The organism is Streptomyces gardneri (assembly GCF_006539185.1).
Lineage (GTDB): Bacteria > Actinomycetota > Actinomycetes > Streptomycetales > Streptomycetaceae > Streptomyces > Streptomyces gardneri.
In genome coordinates this window covers 347,108-373,421 of the sequence record NZ_BJMN01000005.1, presented here as the reverse complement: position 1 = coordinate 373,421, position 26,314 = coordinate 347,108, and the positions used below count along the sequence as shown (strand labels likewise).

General features: G+C 74.3%; 19 protein-coding genes. 8 read left to right on the top strand and 11 right to left on the bottom strand.

Annotated features, from left to right (window positions below):
* Nucleotides 1–16: 16 nt before the first annotated feature.
* Nucleotides 17–877: a glutathione S-transferase C-terminal domain-containing protein gene (locus tag SGA01_RS04020; protein WP_141293321.1), complete on the bottom strand. Its 861-nt coding sequence runs from the start codon at nt 875–877 to the stop codon at nt 17–19.
* 539 nt (nt 878–1,416) lie between these two features.
* Here SGA01_RS04020 and SGA01_RS04015 point away from each other — a divergent pair.
* From SGA01_RS04015 to SGA01_RS41695, 4 genes are all read left to right on the top strand, one after another.
* Nucleotides 1,417–1,872 (top strand): RrF2 family transcriptional regulator, encoded by a 456-nt coding sequence (locus tag SGA01_RS04015; RefSeq protein WP_055645017.1) that lies wholly within the window; start codon nt 1,417–1,419, stop codon nt 1,870–1,872.
* A 192-nt stretch (nt 1,873–2,064) separates the two neighbouring features.
* Entirely contained in the window at nt 2,065–3,399 is a 1,335-nt protein-coding gene (locus SGA01_RS04010) for an acyl-CoA dehydrogenase family protein (protein WP_141293319.1), read from the top strand.
* Between the two features lie 169 nt (nt 3,400–3,568).
* Complete coding sequence (locus SGA01_RS04005) at nt 3,569–4,441, top strand: universal stress protein (protein WP_141293317.1); 873 nt, start codon at nt 3,569–3,571, stop codon at nt 4,439–4,441.
* A 139-nt stretch (nt 4,442–4,580) separates the two neighbouring features.
* Nucleotides 4,581–5,657 (top strand): CAP domain-containing protein, encoded by a 1,077-nt coding sequence (locus SGA01_RS41695; protein WP_229917918.1) that lies wholly within the window; start codon nt 4,581–4,583, stop codon nt 5,655–5,657.
* A 28-nt stretch (nt 5,658–5,685) separates the two neighbouring features.
* On the opposite strand, the gene SGA01_RS03995 is transcribed toward SGA01_RS41695, so the two are convergent.
* The 5 genes from SGA01_RS03995 to SGA01_RS03975 form a co-directional block, all read right to left on the bottom strand.
* A complete protein-coding gene (locus tag SGA01_RS03995) occupies nt 5,686–7,146 on the bottom strand; it encodes a sigma-70 family RNA polymerase sigma factor (protein ID WP_141293315.1) in 1,461 nt (486 codons plus the stop codon).
* Between the two features lie 135 nt (nt 7,147–7,281).
* Nucleotides 7,282–7,572, bottom strand: coding sequence for a hypothetical protein (locus SGA01_RS03990; RefSeq protein ID WP_141293313.1), 291 nt, complete (start codon nt 7,570–7,572; stop codon nt 7,282–7,284).
* A 111-nt stretch (nt 7,573–7,683) separates the two neighbouring features.
* On the bottom strand, nt 7,684–9,903 hold the full coding sequence (locus SGA01_RS03985; protein ID WP_141293311.1) for an NADP-dependent isocitrate dehydrogenase: 2,220 nt from the start codon (nt 9,901–9,903) through the stop codon (nt 7,684–7,686).
* A 45-nt stretch (nt 9,904–9,948) separates the two neighbouring features.
* The gene (locus SGA01_RS03980) at nt 9,949–11,019 is read right to left on the bottom strand and encodes a phosphatase PAP2 family protein (RefSeq protein WP_141293309.1); all 1,071 of its coding nucleotides are present in this window, start codon (nt 11,017–11,019) and stop codon (nt 9,949–9,951) included.
* An 87-nt stretch (nt 11,020–11,106) separates the two neighbouring features.
* On the bottom strand, nt 11,107–12,957 hold the full coding sequence (locus tag SGA01_RS03975; protein ID WP_141293307.1) for a glycoside hydrolase family 15 protein: 1,851 nt from the start codon (nt 12,955–12,957) through the stop codon (nt 11,107–11,109).
* Nucleotides 12,958–13,134: 177 nt separating this feature from the next.
* On the opposite strand from SGA01_RS03975, the gene SGA01_RS03970 reads away from it, so the two are divergent.
* The 4 genes from SGA01_RS03970 (at nt 13,135) to SGA01_RS03955 (ending at nt 18,313) form a co-directional block, all read left to right on the top strand.
* A complete protein-coding gene (locus tag SGA01_RS03970) occupies nt 13,135–13,941 on the top strand; it encodes a glycosyltransferase family 2 protein (RefSeq protein ID WP_141293305.1) in 807 nt (268 codons plus the stop codon).
* Nucleotides 13,942–14,375: 434 nt separating this feature from the next.
* The gene (locus tag SGA01_RS03965) at nt 14,376–16,304 is read left to right on the top strand and encodes a glycosyltransferase family 4 protein (protein WP_167533997.1); all 1,929 of its coding nucleotides are present in this window, start codon (nt 14,376–14,378) and stop codon (nt 16,302–16,304) included.
* Nucleotides 16,286–17,185 carry a PIG-L deacetylase family protein gene (locus SGA01_RS03960; RefSeq protein ID WP_141293301.1) on the top strand — a complete coding sequence of 300 codons (900 nt, stop codon included), beginning with the start codon at nt 16,286–16,288 and terminating at the stop codon, nt 17,183–17,185. The genes SGA01_RS03965 and SGA01_RS03960 overlap by 19 nt, the downstream gene beginning before the upstream one ends.
* A 36-nt stretch (nt 17,186–17,221) precedes the next feature.
* Nucleotides 17,222–18,313 (top strand): glycosyltransferase family 4 protein, encoded by a 1,092-nt coding sequence (locus tag SGA01_RS03955; protein ID WP_229917948.1) that lies wholly within the window; start codon nt 17,222–17,224, stop codon nt 18,311–18,313.
* Between the two features lie 28 nt (nt 18,314–18,341).
* Here SGA01_RS03955 and SGA01_RS03950 read toward each other — a convergent pair whose 3' ends face one another.
* The 5 genes from SGA01_RS03950 to SGA01_RS03930 form a co-directional block, all read right to left on the bottom strand.
* Nucleotides 18,342–19,136, bottom strand: a complete 795-nt coding sequence (locus tag SGA01_RS03950; RefSeq protein ID WP_229917919.1) for a class I SAM-dependent methyltransferase — start codon at nt 19,134–19,136, stop codon at nt 18,342–18,344.
* On the bottom strand, nt 19,136–23,716 hold the full coding sequence (locus SGA01_RS03945) for an aminotransferase class I/II-fold pyridoxal phosphate-dependent enzyme (RefSeq protein ID WP_229917921.1): 4,581 nt from the start codon (nt 23,714–23,716) through the stop codon (nt 19,136–19,138). Before SGA01_RS03945 ends, SGA01_RS03950 begins: the two co-directional genes overlap by 1 nt.
* Nucleotides 23,717–23,923: 207 nt before the next feature.
* Nucleotides 23,924–24,958 (bottom strand): LacI family DNA-binding transcriptional regulator, encoded by a 1,035-nt coding sequence (locus SGA01_RS03940; protein ID WP_055645004.1) that lies wholly within the window; start codon nt 24,956–24,958, stop codon nt 23,924–23,926.
* 81 nt (nt 24,959–25,039) lie between these two features.
* Nucleotides 25,040–25,369 (bottom strand): putative quinol monooxygenase, encoded by a 330-nt coding sequence (locus SGA01_RS03935; protein WP_055645003.1) that lies wholly within the window; start codon nt 25,367–25,369, stop codon nt 25,040–25,042.
* Nucleotides 25,370–25,414: 45 nt separating this feature from the next.
* The gene (locus SGA01_RS03930) at nt 25,415–26,179 is read right to left on the bottom strand and encodes an IclR family transcriptional regulator (protein WP_141293297.1); all 765 of its coding nucleotides are present in this window, start codon (nt 26,177–26,179) and stop codon (nt 25,415–25,417) included.
* Between the last annotated feature and the right edge of the window lie 135 nt (nt 26,180–26,314).

Here is a 26,314-nt window from a genome sequence, read left to right as displayed (position 1 = left end):
TCTGAGGCGACCGTCGTCAGCCCGACGCGCCCGACCAGTCCACGATCCGGATCCCGGCGCCCGCGGCCTCGTGGCCGCGGCAGTGGGCGCTGTGCCGGCGCAGTACGGCGTCGATGTCGAGGTGGCGGGCGAACTCGGGTCGGGCGGCCAGGCGCTGGGCGTACGCCCAGAGGGCGGGGTGTCCGGCGACCCGGTCCATCGCGGCGGCGTCCAGATGCCAGCGGTGGACGGTGTCGAGCTGGACGAGGGTGACCCAGACCTGCACGTCGGCGGCGGTCGGGCGGTCGCCGAGGACGTACGGGCTGCCGGTGAGGCGCCGCTCCAGGGAGCCGAGCGCCGCGAAGAGGACGCCGAGCGGGTCGTGGTGGGCGGCGTCACCGTCGAGGCCGAGTTCACCGGCGCGCTGGGCGGCCCTGTTGATGCTCCGCTCGCACAGGTCGGCGATGGCCTCGATCTCGCCCCGGTGCTCCTCGGGCAGCAGGTCGGGGCCTTCGCCCCGGAAGCGCAGGGCGAGGTCCCGCAGGATGTCGGGCACGTGCGTGCTGACGATCCGCCCGGTCCACCCGTCGCTCAGGAGGGGCGCGGCGGACGGCCCCGCGTACAGGTGGGCGCTCGCCTCGTACAGCGGGCGGAGTGCGGTGTATCCGCCGTCGGGGGTGTCGGGGGTCCCGGGGAGCACGGTCAGCGGGAGCGTGTCGTCGAGGCCGAGCAGGCCGTGGGTGAGGGCGATGCTCAGACAGCCGGGGCCGGCGGGTGCCAGATGGAGTCGGTAGCGGTGCGGTACGGCGTAGTGGCCGCTGCGCACGTCGCGGCCGATCCGGCCCCGGAAGGCGGGCACGGAGGAGGCGGGCAGGAGCGAGGACGGGACGACGGACATGCTTCTCCCTGGAGGGTGCTCGGTGCTGGGTCGGGGCGGTGCGCGGCGGCGACGCCGACGTGGCGTCACGACGGCGTCGGCGGTCACGCAGGGCCCCGAGGCAGCAGAGGAACGGGTAAGGAGGAGGCGGACGGACCGACGTGGGGACGGACCGACGGGACGGACGGGCCGGGGAGGCGGGCGGACCGGGGAGTGGTCCGTGTCCGGACCCGGGTGCCGAAGCGACGGCAGGCAGAGCCGAAAGGGCTGGGCCGGCGGGCTCAGCGGGCACGGAGGCCCCCTCGGCGGATACGGCGACTACGCGGCGCTGCAGACCCGCAGCAGGTCGATGTGGCGCCGCGAGGTGAGGGACACGGAGCGCGGGAGGGGCACGGCGTGTGCGGTGTCCCGCCGGCCGGTGCGTCCCATGATTCCCTACCCGTTCGCTCGGTTTCTCGCTTCCACGAGTCTCCGACCGGTCACCCGTGACGTCAAGGGTGCGGGACGCGCCACCTCCGGGGCGCGCGTATCAGGCGGGGGGCGTACGGAATAATGCGCGCATGCGCATTTCAGCCAGGGCCGACTACGCGGTGCGGGCCGCCCTCCAGCTCGCCGCCGCCCAGGACGCGGGGCCGCTGAAGGCCGAGGCGATCGCCGAAGTCCAGGGGATCTCGCACAAGTTCCTGGAGGGCATCCTCGGCGACATGCGCAAGGGCGGGCTCGTCCAGAGCCAGCGCGGCGGCAACGGCGGGTACTGGCTGGCCAGGCCGGCCGAGTCGATCTCGGTCGCGGACGTCATCCGCTGCGTGGAGGGCCCGCTGGTCTCCGTGCGCGGGGAGCGGCCTCCGGACCTCGCGTACACGGGGCCCGCCGAGTCTCTGCTCCCGCTGTGGATCGCCCTGCGCGCCAGCGTGCGCGAGGTGCTCGGGGTCTCGCTCGCGGAGGTCGCGGCGGCCGAGCTGCCGGCGGGGATCACCGCGCTCGCGGCCGACCCGGAGGCCTGGACCAACCCCTGACCGGGTGTCCGGAAACCTTCTGTCCGGCCGGTTCTCGACGCGGAGAACTCCGCGCGACCAGCGTCGACATGACGACGTCTCACCGAACAAGACGCACGTGTCCACTCCTCGGACGCCCCTTGGGGGTGGGCCACCGCCTCTGCCACTATTCCTAGTAATCCAGTGGGGATACGAGGGATCGGGTGAGGTGACGTGAGTACGCCGAGGAAATCGCTCAGAAGAACCGCGATACGTATCGTCCCGGCACCGGCCGACCGGCCCGCGGACGACGAGATCTGGCCCCGCGTCACCCGCGAGCTCGCCGACGACCTCGCCGTCGACGCGCCCGCACGGGACCGGGCCGGCAAGGCCCCCTTCGACGAGGTCGCCCGGCTCCAGGAGGCCGGACTGCCCGCCCTCCTCACGGCGCCCGGGGCGAACCGGCGGGGCGCGGACTGGCGGGCCGCGTCCGCCGTCGTACGGGAGATCTCCGCCGCCGACAGCTCGGTCGGCGAGCTCCTCGCCCACCACTACGTCCTGTCCTGGAGCAGCCGCTTCTTCGGCCCGGCGGAGGACACGGCGACCGCCCCCGCCTGTCCCGCCCCCACCGGCGCCCTCGACGCACGGACCGCCGAGGAGCACTGGCTGCTCGGCGGGGGCATCGAGCCGCCGCGCACCGAGAAGGACCAGGGCCTGCGGCTCACGCCCGACGCGGGCGGCTGGATCCTCGACGGACGCCGCACGTTCGCCTCCGGAGTCGCCGTGGCCGACCGGCTGGTCGTCGGCGCCCGGCCCGGCGGGACCGGCGACTGGCTGATCGTCCTGGTGGACCCGGCGCACCCCGGCGTGTTCACCGACGCCGGCACGGACCGGGTCGGACAACGGCTCTCCGGCGCGGGCACCGTCACCTTCGACCACGTCCCGGTCCCGGCCGCCGACGTCCTCGGTCGGCTCCCCCACGACGATCACGCCGTCACCCCCTTCGCCGGCCTCGCCCCGCTCGCCCTGCGGCTGCTCCTCGTCCAGGTCGGGCTCGGCATCGCCGAGGGAGCGCTCTCCGAGGCCCGGGACATCAGCCGCGCCGGGCAGGCCGGACCGGCCCCGGTGCACCCGGCGGACGGCGGGCCGGCCACCGTCGGCGCGGATCCCCTGGGTGCGGGCGACGACCCCTACCTGCTCCTGGCCTACGGCGAGCTGGCCACGACCGCGCACGCCGCCTCGGCGGTGGTCGAGCGGGCGACGGACGCCCTTGCCCGCGGGCTCCTCGCCGGACCGACGCTGAGCCCCGAGGAGCGCGCCGACATCGCCGTCCTGGTCTCCGCCGCCGAGACGATCACCAGCAGGGCCGCCGTCCGCGTCACGACCCGCGTCCTCGAACTCGTCGACGGAGCCGAGGGCGCCGACGCCCAGTCAGGGGGGCCCGGATTCGACCGCTTCTGGCGCAACGCCCGTGCCCTGACCGCCCACACGCAGCCGGCACACCGGCTCCGCGACATCGGCGACCACTACCTCAACGGCACCCACGCGCGACTCACCCTGCCGGCCTGACCCCACCCGACGCCACACCTGACCGCACCTCACCGCACCACAGAAGGGACGGACGGTCCGGCATGTCGGGACGTCCGTCCCTCTCCTCGGGCTGCCGATGGGCCCAAGCTGGAGGGAGGAGGGCCCGGCCGCCGGGCGGGCCCGGCACGCTACCGACGGAGGCAGTCCGATGAGTCGTGAGATCGTCGCAGGAGTCGACGGTTCCCCGGAGAGTCTCGCCGCGGCCGACTGGGCCGCCCGCGAGGCCCTCCACCGGGGGCTCCCGCTGCGGCTCGCCCACGCCTGGCGCTGGGAACCCCTCGACATCCCGCTGGTCCAGGACCGGGCGGGCCAGGAGCGGGCCGCCGAAAAGCTCCTGCGCGAGGCCGAGTCGACGGTCGCGCGGAGCCACCCGGACGTCACCCTCACGGCCGAGGTACTGCTCGACACCCCGGTCGCGGCGCTGCTCGGGACCGAAGAGCGGGCCGAGATGCTCGTCATCGGCTCGCGCGGCCACGGCGCCCTCGTGGGCTTCCTGCTCGGCTCGTACGGGCAGCAGATCATCGGCGCCGCCGGCCGGCCCGTGGTGGCCGTGAGGTCCCGCGACGGCCAGCCCTCCGAGCCTCCGGTCGGCGACGTCCTCGTCGGCCAGCTCGGCAGTCCCGAGGACAGTGCCGCGGCGCTCGGTTTCGCCTTCGAGACCGCCGCCGCGCGCGGGGCGTCGGTGCGGGCCGTCCGCGCCTGGAGCCTGCCGCCCCTCTACGCGTACAGCCCGGCGTCGATGCGGCTCGCCGACGAGGCGGGCGGTCTCGTGCCGTACGAGGAGAAGGCGCTGCACGAGGCCCTGGCGCCCTGGCGGGAGCGGTTCCCCGAGGTCCCGGTGACGGAGCACGTCGAACTGGGCAGCGCGGGGCAGGTCCTCCTCTCCGCCTCGGGAGCCGCGCAGCTCCTGGTGGTCGGCCGGCGGGCCAAGCGCGGCGCCGTGGGCCCGCGCATCGGCTCCGTGGCCCACGCGGCGCTCCATCTCGCGCCGTGCCCGGTGGCGGTGATCCCGCAGGGCTGAAAGCCTCGGACGTGCATTGACGCGTCGGGTTGACGAGGAGTGTCGGGGCGGCCGGGGGCGGAAAGTGTTACCGCCGTCGCCCCGGTGGCTCTCCCCAGCGCCGGACCGTCCGGCGACCTCGGCGAGAGAGCGGAGCTCCATGCGGCACCACGACCACCCCGGTCATCCCGAAGACCCTGAACACGTCGACTCGAACGGACATGCGGAGCACGACGAGCACGTCGTACGGCTCGATCACCCCGTGCGGGACGGCGGGCGCCACCGGAAGGGCGCCCGCGGCCACGGCGCACGGCGGCGCGCCCCGCGGCGTCCGGGCTTCCGTACCGCCGTCACCGCCGCCGGGGCCGCGGCCGTCGTCCTGACGGTGGCGGCCGGGGTGTACGTCGCCTCCCCCGCCCCGGCCGCCGGCCCCGCGGCCGTCGCCGCGCCCGCCAACACCCCGGACACCTCGGGAGCCTCGCCCGGCGCGGCCACGACGGTCCGCGAGGCAGCGACCCCCTCCGCGCCTCCCTCCGCCCCCTCGACCGCGCCCACGCCCGCCCGCTCCGCGGCGAAGACGCCGGCGGCCCGGACCGCACCTCCTCGGTCGGAGTCCACATCGGAGACGAAGGCGGCGACGACGTCACCACGGCCCGGTTCCCCCTCCGCGCCCGCGCGGGAGCAGCCCGGGCACGGGAGCGAGCAGGGGCGGCAGCCGGGTGGATCCACCGGCGCCGGTTCCGAGGCCGCGACGGGGTCCGGTTCCGGCCGCGAGTCCGGCAGCGGTTCCGATGCCAAGTCGGGGTCCGAGGCCGGGTCCGGGTCCGGCACCGGTGCCGCCGGCGGGAAGGTCTCCGATTACGTCCAGGAGGTCGTCGCGCTCGCCAACATCGAGCGCGAGAGGGCCGGTTGCGGGCCGCTCCGCGCGGAGGGCCACCTGCGGACCGCCGCCCAGGGGCACTCCGACGACATGTCCGCGCGGGACTACTACGAGCACGACAGCCCTGAGGGCCGTGACGCGGGCGACCGGATGACCGGCGCCGGGTACAGGTGGTCGACGTGGGGGGAGAACATCCACCGCGGGCCGGTGACCCCGGCGCAGGCGATGGAGGACTGGATGGACAGCCCGGGTCACCGCGAGAACATCCTCAACTGCTCCTTCAAGGACATCGGCGTCGGGGTGACCCTCACCGCCAACGGGCCTTGGTGGGTGCAGAACTTCGGTGCCAAGGGCTGATCCGCGCCCTTCGGGGTGCCGCGCGGGTTCAGGAGGCCGGGGCCGCCAGCTTCTGCACCCAGATCATGCCGCCGGGACCGGGCGCCGACGCCACACCGGTGTCCCGGTACCGGCAGTCCAGCATGTTCTCCTCGTGCATCGCCCCGTCGGTCCAGCCGTCGACGACGGCCGTCGGGTCCGTCGCCCCCTGGGCCAGGTTCTCGGCCCAGGCGCTCCAGTCGTACCCGGCGGCGGTGATCCGCGCGTCGGCGAACTCGCCCTCCGGGCTGTTGTGGGCGTAGTAGCCCCGCGCGACCATGTCGCGGGCGTACCCCCGGGCCGCCGCGACCAGTCGCGGGTCGGTCCGCAGCGGGCCGCAACCCGCCGCGGCCCGGAGCCTGTTGACCTTCTCGGTCACCCGCTCCTCTGCGGTGGGCTCGGGTGCCGGGGGCGTGGTGCGGCGGGGTGCCGGGGTACGGGTCGTGGGGGCCGGGGCGGCGACGGTGGCCGCCCGGGTGGTAGGAGGCGCCGGGGTGGTCGGGGGCGCGGGTGCCGGGCTCGCGGCGCGGGGCCGGTCGGGTGTCACGCGTACCTCCTCCTGCCTCGGGACGAGCACGGCGAGCGCGCCGAGGACGGCGACGGTCGCGGCTCCGGCGACGCAGGCGCGTCGTATCGGGGTCCATCGGCCCACGGGTTCGGCCGCGAGGGTTTCCGCGCCGCGCCGGGCCACGGCCGCCGCCGCCAGCGGCGGGACGAGCCCGATGCCGACGAGCAGGCCCTCGACGGGGGCGAGGCCGCGGCCGCCGACCGCCTGCCCGGTGCAGGCGGCGCAGGTGCGCAGGTGGCGGGCGATCCGCTTGCGCCAGAGGGGCGAGGGACGGCCGTCCCAGGCGGTGAGGGACTCGGTGAGTCCGGGGCACGGCGGATCGGCGTCGAGGGCGCCGACCACGGCCCGGCCGGTCTCCAGGCGTTCCTTCATCCGCTGGACGCGGACGGCGGCGTGCTGCGGGGAGACGCCGAGGCCCTCGGAGAGTTCGGCGCGGCTCAGCTCTCCGGCGGCCTCCAGCCACCACAGGGAGAGGAGTTCGCGGTCCTCGTCGTCGAGCCAGCGGGTGGCGCGGGCCACGTCGCGGCGCTGCCCGGAGAGGCGGAGGCGGAGGATGGTGAGCTCGGTGAAGTCGCCGGCGGGGTCGGCGAGGTCGGCGGCCCGGTCGAGGCCGGGCACGGGGGCCTGCCGGTTCTCGCGCCAGCGGCGCCGTATGCCGTTCATGGCGATGGCGATGAGCCAGGAGCGGAAGCGGTCCGGGTCACGCAGGCCCGCGAGGCCGTCGAGGGCCCGGACCATCGTCTCCTGGACGATGTCGTCGGTGTCGGCGTGGCCGTCGAGGGCGCGGCCGACGACGTTGTGGACGAGGGGCAGGTACGCGCGTACCAGCTCGTCCCTGGCGTGCGTGTCACCGGCCCGGGCCGCCTCCACCAGTGCGGTGGTGCGGCGCTCGTCGCTGTGCATGGGTCTGCTCCCTCATCCGTGGCCCGAGTCCCCCGTCGTTCGGAGACCCGTGGGAGCGGGAGGGATAACACTTAATCGGTCCGATCGCCGTGATCGCCCGGGGCGTCACGGCCGGGCCCGTCCGGCGGACAGACCTTACACGTGTGGTCGGGGCAGGTTCGGGACGGTGGCCCCGGCGCCCTGTCTGACGGCCTCCACGACCGCTTCGTGGAGGTCGCGGCTCTCCTCCTCCGTGGTGCACGGAACGGGACTGCCCGACATGGTGAACCAGTCGGACGCGCCGCTGTACTGCACGGCCACGCGTGCCTCGCCCTCGGTCCAGGTCGTGTGCACGGTCAGATCGCCCGTGACGACGCCGGCCTCGTCGGTCAGCACCCCACCTCGCCCGGTGTAGACACCGGCGGTCGTCCAAGATGCCCAGCTCATCCATCCAGGTTCACACCAGGACGCCGGATGCGCCACCGACGGGACCGCCCCGGCCGGAATCCTTCCGGCCGGGGCGGCACCTGTCGTCCGCCGGGGCGGACGCGCGCCGGATCAGGCGAGGGACGCGAGGGCCTCGTTCAGCGTGGCGGACGGGCGCATCACGGCCTCGGCCTTGGCCGCGTCGGGCTGGTAGTAGCCACCGATCTCGGCCGGGGAGCCCTGGACGGCGACGAGCTCGTCGACGATCTTCTGCTCGTTGGCGGCCAGCGTCTCGGCGAGCGGGGCGAAGGCCTTGGCCAGCTCCGCGTCCTCGGTCTGGGCGGCGAGCTCCTGGGCCCAGTAGAGGCCGAGGTAGAAGTGGCTGCCGCGGTTGTCGATGCCGCCGAGGCGACGGGTCGGCGACTTGTCCTCGTTGAGGAAGGTGCCGGTGGCGCGGTCCAGCGTGTCGGCGAGGACCTGGGCGCGGGCGTTGCCCGTGGTCGTCGCGAGGTGCTCGAAGCTGGCGGCCAGGGCGAAGAACTCGCCGAGGCTGTCCCAGCGGAGGTAGTTCTCCTTGACGAGCTGCTGGACGTGCTTCGGGGCGGAGCCGCCGGCGCCGGTCTCGAAGAGTCCGCCGCCCGCCATCAGCGGGACGACCGACAGCATCTTGGCGCTGGTGCCCAGCTCCAGGATCGGGAAGAGGTCGGTCAGGTAGTCGCGGAGGACGTTGCCGGTGACCGAGATGGTGTCCTCGCCGCGGCGGATGCGCTCAAGGGAGAACTTCGTCGCCTCGACCGGGGACAGGATCTTGATGTCCAGGCCCTCGGTGTCGTGCTGCGGGAGGTACTCGTTGACCTTGGCGATCAGCTGCGCGTCGTGGGCGCGGTTCTCGTCCAGCCAGAAGACGGCCGGGGCGCCGGTGGCGCGGGCGCGGGTGACGGCGAGCTTGACCCAGTCCTGGATGGGCAGGTCCTTGGTCTGGCAGGCGCGGAAGAGGTCACCCTCGGCGACTTCCTGCTCCAGGACGACGTTGCCCTCGGAGTCGACGAGGCGGACGGTGCCGGCCTCGGCGATCTCGAAGGTCTTGTCGTGGGAGCCGTACTCCTCGGCCTTCTGCGCCATGAGGCCGACGTTCGGGACGGAGCCCATGGTCGACGGGTCGAAGGCGCCGTGGGCGCGGCAGTCGTCGATGACGACCTGGTAGACGCCCGAGTAGCTGTGGTCCGGGAGGACCGCGAGGGTGTCGGCCTCCTGGCCGTCCGGGCCCCACATGTGGCCGGAGGTGCGGATCATGGCCGGCATCGAGGCGTCGACGATGACGTCGGACGGCACGTGCAGGTTGGTGATGCCCTTGTCGGAGTCGACCATCGCCAGGGCGGGGCCCGCGGCGAGCTCGGCCTCGAAGGAGGCCTTGATCTCGGCGCCCTGCGGGAGGGACTCCAGGCCCTTCAGGACGCCGCCGAGGCCGTCGTTCGGGGAGAGACCCGCGGCGGCGAGGACCTCGCCGTACTTGGCGAAGGTCGCCGGGAAGAAGGCGCGGACGACGTGGCCGAAGACGATCGGGTCGGAGACCTTCATCATCGTGGCCTTGAGGTGCACGGAGAAGAGCACGCCCTCGGCCTTGGCGCGGGCGACCTGCTCGCTGAGGAAGGTGCGCAGGGCGGCGGCGCGCATGACGGCGGCGTCGACGACCTCGCCGGCGATGACCTTCAGCGGCTCGCGGAGCTCGGAGACCGTGCCGTCGGCGGCGGTGAACTCGAAGCGGAGGGTGTCGTCCTGCGCGATGACGGCGGACTTCTCCGTGGAGGCGAAGTCGTTCTCGCTCATCGTGGCGACGTTCGTCTTCGACTCGGAGGTCCAGGCGCCCATGCGGTGGGGGTGCGCCTTGGCGTAGTTCTTGACCGAGGCGGGGGCGCGGCGGTCGGAGTTGCCCTCGCGCAGGACCGGGTTGACGGCCGAGCCCTTGATCTTGTCGTAGCGGGCGCGGACGTCCTTGTCCTGGTCCGTCTGCGCGTCGTCCGGGTAGTCCGGGAGGGCGTAGCCCTGCGCCTGGAGCTCGGCGATCGCGGCCTTCAGCTGCGGGATGGACGCCGAGACGTTCGGCAGCTTGATGATGTTCGCGCCGGGCGTCTTGGCGAGCGCGCCGAGCTCCGCGAGGGCGTCGGGGATGCGCTGGCCCTCCTCCAGGTACTCCGGGAAGACGGCGATGATGCGGCCCGCGAGGGAGATGTCCCGCGTCTCGACCGTGACGCCGGCCTGCGAGGCATACGCCTGGATCACGGGCAGGAACGAGTACGTCGCCAGGGCGGGCGCCTCGTCAGTGTGGGTGTAGATGATGGTCGAGTCAGTCACCAGGGTTCTCCAGCTCCACGTCTGCGTATGCGAGATTGCTCGACATCAAGATATCTCGTGATCGAGGTCCTCCGTAAAGGGCCCCACGACCTCGCCGTCGCGCGGCGCCCCGGCGGCCTCCACGAAGGGGCCGCCGAGCCGGTACGGGGCGGGGGCCCGGTCCATGTCGACGCGGCGGAGCAGGGTGAGCAGGAGCAGTCCCGCGGCGGCGGTGACGCCCGCTGCGAGGGCCTGTCCGCAGCGGTGCGCGAGCCGGAGCTCGGCCGGGTCGTAGGGGGCGGTGGCGGGCAGGGAGAGGGTGTCGCCGAGGAGCCAGAGGCCGGCGCCGAGTCCGCCGGCCGCGAGGGCGGCGAGCGGGACGGCGACGGCGAGGGCGCGTGCGAGGGGGCCGCGGCGGGCGGGGCGGATCTTGCCCTTGCGGGCGAGGAGGGCGGCCAGTCCGCAGAAGACGGCGAGGACGACGAGGGCGGCGGCGATCAGGTCGCCGGGGCGGTGGTCGCCCGCCGCGACGGTGTAGGCGCCGACGGCTCCGGCCCAGAGGGTGCCGGCGAGGACGGTGAGTCCGCGGAGCCGGTACGGGACGAGAAAGGCGAGGCCGAAGGCCGTGCCGAGGGCGAGGGTGGTCTGGGCGCTGGGGAAGCCGCTCTGGACCAGTGCCCCGCCGGCGTCGAGGAGGCGGGGGCGTGGCGCGTACCGCTGGAGGAGCCCGGTCAGCGCGAGGGAGGTGACGAGGGCGCCCGCGACGGCTCCGGTGAGCGCGTACCGCTTGCGCAGGAGGCCGGTGGCGAGCAGCAGGGCGCAGCCGAGGAGCAGCGAGAGCGTGGTGAGTCCGGCGAGCGAGGGATGCTCGCGGAGCAGAGTGGCGGCGGCGGTGTCGGCGCGCCGTCCGGTGAGGGCCGCGTCGCCCCAGCGGCGGCCCGTCGCGGTGAGCACGAGGCCCGCGTAGACGACCGTGAGGAGCAGGACGGCCCCGAGGCAGGCACGCCGGGTCCGGCTGCGGACCCTGGTACTGAAGGAGCCGGCGGCCTCGCCGGCCACGGCGGCGTACCACCAGGTGTCACCGGTCTCCAGCGGCCTCGGAGTGCCGCCGGCGCGGAGCCTGTCGTTGGAAGCCATGCCCCGATTCGAACCCACGCGCGGCGGACCCGCCCGCTGGATGCACCCGAACGACACGCCGAAGGCGCGAGCGGCGGGGCGGGGCGGTCACGCCACGGCGAGCCGGGGGGTGGCCGTGCGGCCGTGGCGGCGCGTGCCGTACAGCGTGAAGGCCGTGTTCACCAGGGCCACGTGGCTGAGCGCCTGCGGGGTGTTGCCGAGCTGGCGGCGGGCCACCGGGTCCCATTCCTCGGCGAGGAGCCCGACGTCGTTGCGGATGGCGAGGACCCGCTCGAAGACGGCCCTGGCCTCGGCGGGGCGGCCGGTCGCGGCGAGGGCGTCGGCGTACCAGAACGTGCAGGCGACGAAGGCCCCCTCGGTGCCGCCGAGGTCGTCGAGGTGGTGCGCCCCGCCGTCCCTGACGTCGCCGTACCGGCGGAGGAAGCCGTGCTCGTCGAGCCGTTCCATCGCCTTGACGGTGCCGAGGACCCGGGGGTCGTCGGCGGGCAGGAAGCCGAGCCTGGGGATCAGCAGGGCGGTGGCGTCGACCTCGTGGCCGCCGTAGTACTGCGTGAACGACTGCTGCTCCTCGCTCCAGCCGCGGGTGCAGATATCGGCGTGGATCTCGTGGCGCAGTGCCTGCCAGCGGCGTACGGAGCCACGCAGGCCGGCGACGCGGGCGAGGCGGACGGCGCGGTCGGCGGCGACCCAGGCCATGACCTTGGAGTGCACGAAGTGGCGGCGCGGGCCGCGGACTTCCCAGATGCCCTCGTCGGGTTCGCACCAGCGCGTGCCGAGGTACTCCAGGAGCTCGGCCACCAGGGCCCAGGCCGGCGGGTCGACGGCGACCCCGGCGCGTACGGCCGAGTAGACGGTGTTGAGCACCTCGCCGTAGATGTCGAGCTGGAACTGGTCGACGGCCGCGTTGCCGAACCTGACGGGGCGTGAACCCTCGTAGCCGGGCAGCCAGTCCGCGTACACCTCGGGGAGCCGGCGCTGCCCCTCGACCCCGTACAGCGGCTGGAGGTCGGCGGGATCGCCGGCGACGGCCCGGAGCAGCCAGTCCTTCCAGGCCACGGCCTCCCGGCGGAACCCCCCGCGCAGCAGGCAGGAGAGGGTGAAGGTGGAGTCGCGCAGCCAGCAGAAGCGGTAGTCCCAGTTGCGCTGTGCGCCGATGCTCTCGGGGAGGGAGGCGGTGGCGGCCGCGACGATGCCGCCGGTGGGGGCGTAGGTGAGCGCCTTGAGGGTGAGGAGGGAGCGGAGGACGGCTTCCCTGGCCGGCCCTTCGTAACGGAGCGAGGCCGCCCAGTCGTTCCAGAACGCGAGGGTACGCAGGAGGGTGGCGTCGATCTCGGCGGGCGAGGCGGTGGGGGGCACCCCCGTGTGCGAGGGGCGCCAGCCGAGGACGAAGGCGGTCCGGCTCCCGGCGGAGACGGTGAACTCGACGGTGGTGCGGTCCGGGGTGACGGTCGGGTCGACGCCGGGGCCGCAGGAGAGGTAGGCGGCGTCGGGTCCCGCGACGGAGGCGACGGTGCTCCGGTCCACCGAGCGGGTCCAGGGCACGATGCTGCCGTGATGGAAGCGGAGTCCCAACTCGCTTCGCATGGATACCCGTCCGGCGATCCCCTCGACGACGCGGATGATTCTCGGACCGCCTTCGGGGGCGGGGCCGGGGGAACGCGGGGGCATGAAGTCGGTGACGCGGACGGTGCCGGTGACGGACTCCCAGAAGGTGTCGAGGACGAGCGTGTCTCCGCGGTAACTCCGGCGCGTGCAGCGGGTCTTTCCGGCCGGGGCGAGAAGCCATCGGCCGTGGGCGGGATCACCGAGGAGGGCCGCGAGGCAGGCGGGCGAGTCGAAGCGGGGCGCGCACCACCAGTCGACGGACCCGTCGGTTCCGATGAGCGCAGCCGTCTCCAGATCCCCGACGAGGGCGTAGTCCTCAATTCGCCCTGCCATGACCGGATTGTATGTCGTCCAGAATTCCGGCGCAGAAAGAAGGACGGCGGGGAAACGTATTTCTTCACGGCTGTCCGCATATTCTTCCGCATTTCTTGACGCCGCCACCTTCGGCGCAGGACTCTGAGATGCGCGGTGTGCAGCAATGCGCGGTTCGCCGCGCGGAAGGCCGTACCCATGAGTAGTGACGCGCACCCCCTCCGCCGGTCGACCGACCGGGTGCCCCGCTCCCCCACCGTGAGCCTCGTCCTGACGGTCCGCCCCGACGGGCAGGACCCGGGGAACGCGCTCGACCTGCTGCTCGGCCAAGTGCCGCAGGACGTGCGGGACGTGGTCCTGATCGGGCCGACGGGTGCGGGACCCGCGCGGGACGGGATGACCGTCCGGACGCTCGGGGTCTGGGACTTCACCCGGGGCGACATTCCGCACGCGGGGCTGCGCGCGGCCACCGGGGATCTGATCGTGCTGATGGACGCCGACGGCAGTATGTCGCCGCACGAGATTCCGCACTACCTGCACTATCTGGAAAGCGGATTCGACTTCGTCAAGGGTTCACGTTTCATCGCGGGCGGGTCGGTCGCCGACTATCCGCTCGGCCGACGCCTCGGCCACCGCGCCCTCCTGCGCGTGGCGCGCCGGCTCTACGGTCAGCAGCTCACCGATCTCTGGTACGGGTTCTGCGCGTTCCGGCGGGGCTTCGTCGACCTCCTCGACCTGCGCGAGGACGGTGTCGAACTCGGCGCCGAACTCGTGACGCACGCCCTGCACTACGGGCTGCGCGTCGCCGAGGTGCCCAGTCGCGAACTGCCGCGCCGCCACGGCCCCTCGCACCCGCGCACGGTCCGCGACGGTACCCGCATCCTCGGCACGCTCCTCGACGAACGGCCGCACAACGCCCTCTCGCGGTTCGCCCACGGCAGCCTCCGGCGCGCCCACGGCGGCCCCGTCACCTCTCCGGTTGACGAATCACATCCCGGGGGCTAAGCCTGGAGAGAGCATCATTTTCGTCCTGAGCAGACCCTCGGTAGGGTCGGTTGCCGGAAGAGGCGCATCGTGACCTCACTCCACATCAACCGCATGCCGGCGGCACCCGCTCCGCATCCCCTGCGGCGGGTGACCGACTGGCCCCTCTCCGAGGCCCGGCGCCGTCGGGTCTGCCGCACACAGCCCCGCCCCACCGAACACCCCGCCCGTCGGACCTCCGACCGGCTCCGCGCCGCCGCCCCCGCGCCCGTCAGCCGGACGTGCAGGCCCCGCGGCGCCGCCCGTCGCCGACGCGCCCGTACGGTCAGGGCGCACGCGCCACGCCGCGCCGGTTCCGGCGAACCAGCCGGACCCGACGGCCCACCCCCTCCGGCCCACAACGGCCACCGCCGCGGTCGACAGGCCGCCCTCGTCGTGGTGAGGCGGCGGGTGCCGTGACGGGCGCACGGAGCGTCGTCCTCGTCGCGGTGTCCGGTCCGGACGGCGCGGCCACGTCCTCGCTGGTCCGCAGGCTCGCGATTCTGCTGCGCGAGCGGAGCGTACCGGTCACCACGCAGTGCCACGGCTGCTTCCTGTGCCGCAGGTTCCCGGTTCCGCCACGGGTGAGGGATGCGGGGGAGCCGGGTGAGCGATGGGCACGGCGGGCCTCGGACCCCGAGCGCCGGGGGTCCCTGCCGCGCCGTGCCCACGCGTTCGTCGACGCCGCCGAGGCGGCGGTGCGGATCGCGGTCGCCCTGCTGACGGCGATCCTGCGGGCGCACGGCAGGCAGGCCGTGGTCCTGACCGACCGGGGGCCCCTCGACGCACTGGTGACGTTCGACCCGCCCCCCTCGTCGGTGGCCACGCGCGTCTTCCGCCGGATCGCGGAGCGGTACGGTCTGACGCTGCTCGTGGAGACCGGGCCCGAGCCGCTGCACTGGCCCGGCCGGCAGGAGGCCACCGGCGCTTCGGCCGACCGCTGGTACCGCTACCAGGCCTGGTCCACGCGGCTGCCGCGGGTGTCGCGCGTCGACGGCGCGCGGGCCCCGTCGCTCCTCGCCGCCACCGCCGTGGAGCAGGTCCTCGACACGGTGCGGGAGAGGGCCGCGAACGGCGCGGAGGAGGAGAACGGCGGGGGCACGAGCGGGGGCAGGTGGAACGGGTGCCCGAGGAGCGCGGGCACCGAGCAGGGGGGCCATGGGAGCGGAGGCACCGAGCGCGGAGGTGAGGTGCCTCCGCACGTGGTCGTGTCCGTCTACGACGAGTCCGGAGACCGCGGCCATCGGGGCGGCGGCGCCGCCCTGGTCGTCGGCAAGGTGGCCCGCAGGCTCGCGGAGGACTTCCGGGTGACGGTCGTGACGGCGTCCCAACGCGCCGGGACCGAGTACCGGGACGGCGTCCGGTACGTACGGCTGCCGGTGCGCCGGGCGGGACCGCGCGCCAGGCGCCTGGCGTTCCTGGCGCTGCTGCCCTTCGTGGCCCGCCGCATCCGGCACGACCTGTGGCTGGAGATCTTCACTCCCCCGTTCCCGACCGGCTTCCTTCCGCTGGCGACGAGCGCGCCCGTCGTCGGCATCGACCGGGGTCGCGGCGCCGCTGTGCCACGGCGCCGCTCCCCCGTGTCGTTCCTCCCGGTCGAGCGGCTCGGGCTGCGCCGCTACCGTCACATCGTGGCGATGAACGCGGCGGACGGCTCGGCGATCCGGCGGCTCTGCCCCCGGGCCGACGTCCAGGTCTTCGCCGAGGGCGTGGAGCCGCGCCCGCTCGACGAGTCCCGGCTCGGCAGCGGCCAGTTCATCCTCTACCTGGGGCGGATCGACACCTGGGCCAAGGGCCTCGACCTGCTCCTCGACGCCTACGACCGGGCCCGCCCGCCGCTGGACCTGCTGCTCGCGGGCAGCGGCACGCCCGCCGAGGAGCGCCGGCTCGCGGCGCTCGTCGCCGCCCGCACCCGGGGGCCCGAGCCGCGGATCCACTGGGTGGGGTACGCCGACGAGGAGCGCAAGCACCAACTCCTGCGCGACAGCGCCTTCCTCGTGCTGCCCTCCCGCCACGAGGCGTTCGGTCGCGTGGCCCTCGAAGGCATGTCGTACGGCAAGCCCGTCCTCCACTTCGACCTGCCCGCCCTGCGCTGGATGCGCGAGGGCGGCGACGTGGCCGTCCCGCCGTTCGACGTGACGGCCCTCGGCGAGCGGATGGGCGAGCTCGCCCGCGACCCGGCGCTCCGCCGCGCCCTGGGGCGGCGCTCCGCGCTCGCCTCCCAGCGCTACTCGTGGGACGAGATGACGGGCCGCTATCTTGCCCTGGCCCACCGGCTCCTGGACGCACCCGCCCCCGCACGGCGGCCGAGGAAGAGGGGGACGTCATGCCCGACGACCCGCTGACCAGCTTCGTCCGGACCGTCGTCGGATCGGGCGCCCCCATGCTCGTGCTCTCGCCGCACCTGGACGACGCCGTACTCTCCTGCGGCGCGCTGCTCGGCTGGGCGGGGCGGCGGGCGCCGGTGACGATCGCGACGCTGTTCACTGAGGCCGCGCCACCGCCGTACACCCTCTCGGCCCGGCAGTACCTGAAGCGGACGGGGACCGGGGACGCGGAGGAGCTGTTCGCCGCCCGGCGGGCCGAGGACCGGCACGTCCTGGAGCTGCTCGACGTCCGCTCGCGCCACATCGGCCTCGTCGACGGCCTGTTCCGCCGTCTTCCGCGCCCGCGCGCCGGTACGGAGCGGCTCGCCCGGCTGCTGCCCGAACTGGCCCATGTCTACCCGACGTACCGGCTCCACCTGGCCCGCGGCCGCGTCTCCGAGCGCGACGCCGGCACCCTGCACGCGGTCGGCGAGACCGTCGAGGCGCTGCTGCCCGCGCGCTCCGGCGGCCTCGTCCTCGCCCCGCTGGGCGTCGGCGGGCACGCCGACCACGTCCTCGTCCGCACCGCCGCCGAGCTGAGCGGCCGGCGGGTCGTCTACTACAGCGACTTCCCGTACAACCAGCACGCCGTCGCCGACCCCGCGTTCACCGGGCGTCACCGACTCGTGGCCCGCGACTGGGAGCGGGGTCTCGACCGGAAGGCCGAACTGGTCCGGGGCTACCGGACACAGGCCGACACCCTGTTCCCCGAGGGCCGGATCCCGTGCGTGCCCGAGGTGTACCTGTTGCCCGCGGCCGATCCCGAAACCGCCGCCTCCGCGCTCGCCACGTCCGGACCCGCCCGTCGGGCCGCCACCGGGGCCCGCCACGGGGTCCGTTCGGCCGGAGGCGTGTCGTGACGGCCGTCAGGGTCCCCTCGGGGGCGGAGGTGCGTGATGCTCCCCCGTGAGCGGCCACGCGTCCTGCTCCTGACCAGCTGCCCGCTGGACGGGGCGGAGGGCTCGGACGTCCGGCTCGCCTCCGACGTCCTCGAAGCGCTGCCCGACGTCGACTTCGTCTGGTTCGCCCAGTGGCCGGACCACCGGCCGCACCCGCCGCGCCGCGGGCGCCCCGTCCGCATGCTCACCCGGAGCGGCGCCCAGCACGTCCCGCACCGGGTACAGGCCGCGCTCGCCGGAGCGGTGTTCGCGCGCCGGGTCGACCTGGTCCATGTCTTCCTCACCGTCGGCCGCGCCTTCCCCCTCTTCTCCCGGCTCCGCCCGCTGCTCCTCGGGGGGCGGCCGGTCGTCCACACCGTGACCGGGGTGATGGACCCCCGCTTCCTGGCCCGTGCCAGGCCCCTGGGGGCGACGGTCGCCCTGTCGGAGTCGATGGCGCGACGGCTGCGGGCCGCGGACTTCGGGGACGTACGGGTCGTCCCGCCCATGATCGACCTGGACGCGTGGCCGTACCTGCCGCGCCCGAAGGGCTATCCGGTGGTCCTCTTCGCCGGGTACCACGATGCGCGGGGCGGCGCGGAGACGGTGATCGACGCGGCGGCCGAAGCCTGGCGGGAGGGCGCGCGGTTCCGGCTGGTGCTCGCGGTGCGCGGCCGGCCGGGGCAGCGCACCGCTCTTCTGGACGAGGCGCTGCGGGAGCGGGCCGGCGCGGCGGGGCTGCCCGACGTCGAGGTCCGCGGCCACGTCGAGGACATGCGGGACCTGATCGCCTCGGTGCACGTGCTGCTCTACCCGCCGGACTCGCTCGGCGGGAAGGCGGACATCCCGCTGACCGTGCTCCAGTCGCTGGCCTCGGGGCGGCCGGCGATCCTCAGCGACCTTCCGCAGTTCGCGGACTTCGGCCACGCCGTGCTGCGGGCGCCCGCGGGCGACGCGCGCCGCACCGGGCAGCAGCTGGCGTGGCTGCTCGACCAGCCGCGCTCCTGGGACGTGCTCGCGGAGCGCGGCCGGTCGCTGGCGGAGGACCACTTCGGTCCCGAACGGTTCGCCGCCCGGTACGCGGCGCTCTACCGGGAACTCCTCGCCTGACACTCGACCACGGCCGGGTCCGCCCGCGCTACGCCGTGGGACCGTCACGCCGTAGCGCGGTCAGCAGCAGGACGCCGGTGTCGCCGTACTCCGGCAGGGTGCGGTCCTTCGCGAGCCGCTCGATCCGCAGGCCGGTGGTGCGGGGTGCGAAGACGGCCCGCAGCGCGGCCCCGTCGACGGGGCAGGCCGGCCAGACCGGTCCCGTGCCGATGCGGTAGCTCGGCATGCGCTCCATGAAGGACGCGACGAGCCGGCCGCCGGGGCGGACCGCCCGGACGAAGGCGTCGCAGAGGACGGTGAACTCGGCGAAGTCCTCGGTGACGCTCTCGGCGACGAAGTTCATCGACGCCAGGGCGTACGTGCCGTCCGTCAGGTCCTCCGCGACGCCGGGGACGACCCGGACCCTGCGGAGCGCCTCCGTGCAGCTCTCCGGGAGCGCGGGGTCGAGGCTGCGGCACAGGGTGTAGAAGGGCCGCCAGCTGTCGTCGGGGCCGTCGGTGAGCTGCTGCCGCAGATAGCGGACGTTGGCGGCGCTCGGTTCCAGGGCGTCGACCCGGAGGCTGGCGGCGCCCGCCTGCATGAGGGGGTACAGGTTGGGTCCCGCGCCCAGTTCGAGGGTGCGGCACAGGGCGCCGGGGGCGATGGTCCGGTAGACGGCGGCGTGGTGGCGGATGACGCCGACGTCGCAGGGGTGGAGCCTGCGGTAGTTCTCGGCGAGGTAGTCGGCGACGGGCCAGGCGTTCCAGTCGGCGTCACGGTTGCGGCGCGGTCCCAGCACCCGGTCCTGCGGACGCGGCGGGCCGGGTGACCCGGCCCTGTCCATCACCGCTCCGGCGGCCGGCGACCGGCCGCGACGGGACCGGGCTCCGTGGCCTCGGTGTGCTGGAGGGTGAACCGCTCGGCGAGCGCCGTGAGCGCCTCGCACAGCTGATCGATCTCCTCGTCGGTGTTGGCGGCGGTGATCTGGATGCGGAAGCCGACCCGGTCGCGCGGGACGAGCGGGTAGGAGGCGAGCGTCACGTAGATCCCGTGCTCCCAGAGGAACGCGGCGACGGTGTCGAGGTCCTCGGCGTCGGCGAGCGGGATCTCGACGATCGGCAGCCCGTCGGTGTTCGGCGTCGCGAGGCCGAGGCCCCGGACGTGGGCGAGGACCCGGGCCGTCATGCGGTAGAGCTCGGCCCTGATCTCCTCGCCGCGCTCGTCGTTGACTGCGAGCCCGGCGAGCGCGGTGGCCAGCGAGGCCGTCGGCGAGGGCCCGGAGTAGAGGTACGGGGCCGCCGCCACTTTCAGGTGGTCCTTGAGCCACTTCGGCACGGCGAGGAAGGCGAGCAGCGAGGAGAACGCCTTGGAGAAGCCGCCCACCAGCACCAGGTCGTCGTAGGTCTCGCCGAGGTGGCGGACGATGCCGTTGCCGCGCGAGCCGTACGGGCTGCTCTCGTCCGGGGAGCGCTCCCCGATGACGCCGAAGCCATGGGCGTCGTCGACGTACAGCAGGGCGCCGTTCTCCCGGCAGATCCTGGCCAGGGCGGGCAGGTCCGGGAAGTTGCCGGTCATGCTGTTGACGCCGTCCATGCAGACGAGCCGGCCCGCGTCCCCGGGTGCGCCGCGGAGCAGGGTCGCCAGCTCCTCGGGCCGTTCGGAGCGGAAGCGGTGGATCTCGGCGCCCTGGCCTCGGGCGACGACGCAGCCGTCGTACACGGTGCGGTGGGCCTGCGCCTCGACGAAGATCTGGCCGGTGCCGGCGAGGAGCGGGATGACGGACTGGTGGATGAGGGTGATCGTGGGCAGGAGGAGGGTGTCGGGGGCGCCCAGGAGCTCGGTGAGCCGCTCCTCGATGCGCGGGTAGAGCCGGGGGCTGCCGATGAGCCGGGACCAGCTGGGGTGGGTACCCCACCGTCTGACCTCCGGTTCGATCGAGGCCATGATCTCGGGGTCGAGGTCGAAGCCGAGGTAGTTGCAGGAGGCGAAGTCGACGAGCCAGTCCTCGCCGACCCGGATCCGGCGGCCGTCGACCTCGTCGATGACGGCGTCGCACATGAGGCTGGTCCGCTGGAGGTGTTCCAGGTCGCGCCAGCGGGACGGGCGCGGCGGCCGGCCGGTCCGGGTGGCGGGGGTGGTCGCGGTGGAGGGCCGGGGGGCGGCGGTCGCGGCGACGGTGGTCGGGACGGTTCCCGCCGGGAGGATCGAGGAGGCCGGGGAGACGGGCCGGGCCGGCTGGAGGGCGGGGCGGGCGCCGGTGGCCGGGGCGCGGTGCAGGTACGACTCGGCCTGGTGGGCGGTCATCGGCCGGGCGAAGAGGTAGCCCTGCCCGTAGCGGCAGCCCATCTCGGCGAGGAGCGCCCGCTGCTCCTCGTGCTCGATGCCCTCGGCGACGACCATCAGGCCGAGGACGTCGGCGATGCGCACGATGCCCTCCACGAGGGCGACCTGCTGGGGGTCGGTCGTGATGTCGTCGATGAACGACTTGTCGACCTTGAGGATGTCGATCGGGAACTCGCGGAGATAGCTGAGCGAGGAGAAACCGGTGCCGAAGTCGTCGATGGCGATGGACACCCCGAGATCCTTCAGGGCGGCCATGGTCGTACGGATCTGGGTGTCCTGGCGCATGAGGACGGTCTCGGTGAGTTCCAGGACGAGCGAGCCCGGAGCCAGCCCCGAGGAGCGCAGGGTGCGCCGTACCCCTTCGAGGAAACCCGGGTCGCGGAACTGGCGGGCGGAGACGTTGACGTTGGCGTACAGGGGTGGCTGGTACGGGCGGGAGCGCTGCCAGCGGGCGATGTCGAGCGCCGCGTGTTCGAGGACCCAGGCGCCCAGCGGCATGATGTGGCCGCTCTCCTCGGCCAGGGTGATGAACTGGTCGGGCGGCACCATCCCGCGCCGGGCGTGCGGCCAGCGGATGAGGGCTTCCAGTCCGGCGGGGGCCCCGCCGTCGACCTCCACGATGGGCTGGTAGCGCAGGGCGAAGGCGTGGTCGGCGATGGCCGTGTCCATGCCCGCCTGGAGCTCGTGCCGGGCGACGAGCCGGGAGTGGAGCTCGGGGTGGAAGAGCCGCCAGCGCTTCTTGCCGGCCGCCTTCGCCGCGTACAGGGCGAGGTCGGCGTGGCCGAGGAGCTCCTCGGCGTGGGCGCTGTCGAGGACCGTCGCGATGCCGACGCTCGTGGAGACGGAGACGGCACCGTCGGTGAGGTGGAAGGGCTGGCTGAGGGTGTGCACGATCTCGGCGGCGAGGGTCTCGGCGTCGCTGGGTTCCCTGGCCCCTTCGATGAGGACGGCGAACTCGTCGCCGCCGAGCCGGGCCGCCGTGTCGGTGAGCCGCAGGACGGAGGTGAGGCGGCGGGCCACGGCGACCAGGAGTTCGTCGCCGACGGAGTGCCCCATGGTGTCGTTGACGACCTTGAAGTCGTCGAGGTCGACGAAGAGCATGCAGGTCAGGGTGGACTCGCGGCGGCCGCGGAGCAGGGCGCGCTCGATGCGTTCGAGCAGCAGGACGCGGTTGGGGAGGCCGGTGAGGGAGTCGTGGAAGGCCCGGTGGGTGAGCTCCCGCTCCAGCTTCCGCTGCTCGGTGACGTCCCTGAGGGTGAGGACGAGTCCGTGCACGGTGCGTTCGTTGCGGAGGTTGCTGCACCGGACCTCGACCTGGCGGTCGGCGGAGCCTCCGGGGCCGCCCGGGCCGCCGTGGAGCAGCTTCCAGTCGTCCCGGGCGTCGACCGTGGCGCGTGACCGGGCGTCGGCGAGGACGCGCAGGGCGCTGGCCTTGTCGGCGGGCGCGAGCAGCTCGGTGAGCGGGGTGCCGGGGATCAGGGAGTGACCGAACATGGACTCGGCGGACGGGCTCGCGTACCGGACGGTGTCGTCGTCGTCGACGATGAGGATGACGTCCGAGGTGTTGTGCACGAGCGTCCGGAAGTAGGCCTCGCTCGTCCGGCGGTTGACCTCCTCGCTGAGCCCGAAGCGCTCCAGGGCCAGGGCCGCCTGGGAGGCGAGGGACTGGGCGGGGCCCGCGATCTCGGAGAGCTTCTTCTCGGGTCCGGCGAGGAGCAGCGCGCCGAGCAGCGGTTCGCGTCCGGCCGGTGTCTGGAGCTCCAGCGGACAGAGGAGTACGTGGGACTCGGGCGCCGCCTCGGCGGCCACGGCGGGGTCGAGTCGGTCCACGGGAACGAGCCGGGCGCCATGGGCGACGAGCTCGGGCCAGGCCGTCGTGGGCGGGCGCGTCAGCCGGTCGGTGCGGCAGCTCCACGGGTGGGCCGCGGTGGCCACGGCGGTGAGGCCGCCCTTGCGGTCCCGGGTGAAGAGGAGGACCCGGTGGTCGGTGCCGGGGCCGAAGAGCGTGGCGGAGGCCGTCTCCACCGCTCCGGCGACCTCGCGCGGGCTCAGGGCGGCGACGAGGGAGGCGGCGGCGACCCTGAGACTGCGTTCGCGCGCCTCGGCCTTGCCGTGGGCGGTCATCATGCTCCACAGCCGGGCGAGGACCAGCAGGAACATGAGGGCCGAGAAGATCGCGATGACGCCGATGTCCTGGTCCTTGTCGTGGCGGAGCGACTGGAGGAGGAGCAGGGCGGGGGCGACGAGGGAGGCGCCGGCGAGGAGCGCGAGGCGGCGCTCCGCGACGCGCGGTGTCGGTTCGGGGGCGCGCTCGGTCAGTCCGGTCATCGAGGGGTGGAGGGCGGCGAGGCCCCAGGCGGTGAAGAACACGACCCAGCCGAGGTCCAGGGGGGTGCCGACCTGCCAGGTTCCCTTGAGCTGGAGGGTGCCGTAGATGACGTCGGACGCGAGGATGCCGCAGGTGCCGAGGGTGAGGAGCTGCACGGACCGTGAGCGCAGGCCGCCGGGGACGAGCAGCCGGGCGAGCATCGCGAGCATCAGGACGTCGCCGAGGGGATAGGCGATGGAGATGGCCTTCTCGATCCAGGTCATGTCCTCGCTTCTGGCGAGCGGGGTGATGAGGTTGACCCAGGAGAGCAGCGCGAGTCCCGAGGTGAGGATCAGCGCGTCGAGGACGACCGCGAGGTCGCGGCCGGCGGCCCGGTAGCGGATGAAGCCGAACAGTCCGATGGCGAACAGCGGGTAGGTGGCCAGGTACAGGGCGTCGGCGACGGACGGGAAGGGCCGGGTCTGGCCGAAGAAGCCCTCCAGGGCGTTGTAGGCGGTGTCGCCGGCGACGAAGGCGAAGTTGGCGGCGGCGAGCACCAGCCAGGGCCAGCGCCGGGCGGGCCGGTGCAGACGGACGCCGACGAGGATGGCGACGACGCCGCCGAGTCCGATGAGTGCCCAGAGGGTGGTGTGGCGGGCGGGGAACTGCAGGTAGGCGACGGTCAGCAGGGTCACGACCAGGAGATAGACCAGCGTCCACGCGCGGAGTGATCCGGACGCGGTGCGTGACCGGATCGGCTGACGCAACGCCATCGTCGACCGCCCCCTAGCGGGTCGGGCGCCGTGGGGCGCCTTGGTCGCGGATACGGACGCGTACGGTGTCCATTGTCCGGGGGCCCGGAGCGGGCTGCACCTCGGAACGGCTCGCGGCCTCCCGTACCGGCCCGGAACGCACCGGAGCCGCACGGGCCCCTGAAGGGTCCCGAGGCGGATCCCGCGCAGGTCCCGGCCCGCGTCCCGTCAGGAGGAGGCGCGGACGACCAGCTCGGTGGGGAGCATCCGGCGGGGCTGCTCGTCCGGTTCGCCGGGCGCGGCGATCTCCTGGAGCAGCAGGCGCGCCATCGTGCGGCCCATCTCCTCGATGGGCTGCCGGACGCTGGTGAGCGGCGGGTCCATGTGGCGGGCGACGGCCGAGTCGTCGACGCCGACGAGCGCGACGTCCTCGGGGACCCGGCGGCCCGCCTCGCGCAGCACCGCGCGTGCCCCGGCGGCCATCACGTCGGAGGCGGCGAAGACGGCGTCGAGGCCGGGCCTGCGGTCGAGGAGTTCCCGCATGGCGCGCCGGCCGCCCTCCTCGGTGAAGTCGCCGTTGGCGACCAGGGCCTCGTCGGGCGCGAGTCCGGCCTCCGCCAGGCCCTCGCGGTAGCCGTCGAGGCGGCAGCGGGCCACGTACATGTCGAGGGGGCCCGTGATGGTGGCGACGGAGCGCCGGCCGCGGGCGGCGAGGTGGGCGACGGCGGTCCGGCCGGCGCCGGTGTTGTCGGAGTCCACGAAGGAGACGCGCTCGTCCTCGCTGCGGCGGCCGTTGAGGACGGCGGGCAGGCCGAGGGCGCGGACCTGGTCCGGCAGCGGGTCGTCGCCGTGCACGGAGACGAGCAGGACGCCGTCGACGCGCTGGGCGGCGAGGTACTGCTCGAAGCGCTGGCGCTCCTGGTCGCTGCGGATCAGGGTGAGCAGCAGCTGCTTGTCGGCTTCGGCGAGTTCGGCGCTGACTCCGCGGATGATGTCGAGGAAGTACGGCTCGGCGAAGAGGCGGGCCTCGGTCTCGGGGATCACGAGGGCGACGGCGTCGGTGCGGCTGCCGGCGAGGGCGCGGGCGGCGCGGTTGGGGACGTAGCCGAGTTCGGCGACGGCCTGTTCGACGGCGGCCTTGGCCTGTTCGCTCACCTTCGGGGAGCCGTTGATGACCCGGGAGACCGTGCCTCGGCCGACTCCGGCCCGGGCCGCGACCTCTTCCAGGGTGGGCCTGCCGGTCTGCCGTCCGCTCACCGCCATGTGCCGGTTCTCCCCTCGGGCCGCCGCCCCGCCTGCGTTTCCCGCGAACCTATCAGGCGGGAGGGCGGCGGCCCGGGGCGCTCAGGCCCCGGTCGGGGCGAGCTCGGCCATGGCTCCCCAGCCCTGCTGCGGGACCTCGACGTTGATGATCTCGGGGGTGGTGGCGATGGCTCCGGCCATCGCGGCGAGACCGGCGGTGAAGTGGGCCGAGGAGACGTGGGCGGCGCCGGCCTCGGCGTCGGCGAAGGCCTCCAGGAGGACGAAGACGTTCGGGTCGTCGACGCTGCGGGACCAGTCGAAGAAGAGGTTGCCGGGCTCCTCGCGGGTGGCGCGGGTGAAGTCGGCGACCAGGTCGAGCCAGCGGTCGGCGTGGTCGGGGCGGGCGGTGAAGCGGACGGCGATGAAGATCATGCGTCCACCCTGCGGGGGTCCGCCCGGCGGGACCAGCCGGGCCGGTCAGGATTCCGGCAGGGCCGGAAACTCGGGTACGGCGCGGGCGAGCGCCGCCCGGAGCTCCCCCTGTCGGCGCGCGAAGTCGGCGGTGGGCAGGGAGACGGAGAGCGCGTGCACGATGCCGTCGCCGCGCTCGGGCAGCGCCACGGCGAGGCAGGTGTACGCGAGGTCCGCCTCGCCCACCGAGACGGCGAAACCCTGGCCGCGTACGCGGGTGGCCTCCGCCTCGAAGCGCTCGGCGCTGGTGATGGTCCGCTCGGTGAAGCGGGCCATGCCGTGCTCCGCGAGGTAGCGCCGGCGCAGGGGGCGCGGGAGCGCGGCGAGGAGGGCCTTGCCGTGGGCGGTCGCGTGCGCGCGGTCCTCGGGGCCGGGGGTGAAGGGGTGGGTGGCGTCGGTCACCGGGGCGGTGGTGTCGACGACGGTGATCAGTCCTTCGCGGTAGGCGGTGTGGTACGCCTCCGCTCCGGTGGCCCGGCGGAGCCGGCCGAGGAGCTCGCCGGTCCCGGCGCCGAGGCCGTGGTGGCGCTGGTGGGAGCGGTGCAGGGCGGGGACGCGGGGCCCGGGCGCGTATCCCTCGGCGGTGCGGACGAGGTAGCCGCGCGCGAGCAGGGGCCCTGTGACGTGATACACGGTCGAGAGTGCGCAGCCGAGCCGCCGGGCCAGGGTCTTCGCCGCGACGGGCCGGTCGGCGTCGGCGACGGCGTCGAGCACGGCGAGGGCCCGGTCGACGGACTGGGGTCCGGGGCTCGGGCTGGGGTTGGCGGGCATCGTTCCAGGTTAGGGCCTGTCCGACGCTGTGCCGCCCTGGGCTGCGGGCGGACCACGGACCGCCCGGGGAGGGCCTCCGCCGCGGAGGCCGTCGGGACACTCCGTACCGGCTCCGCCCCGCTCCGTATCCCCGCA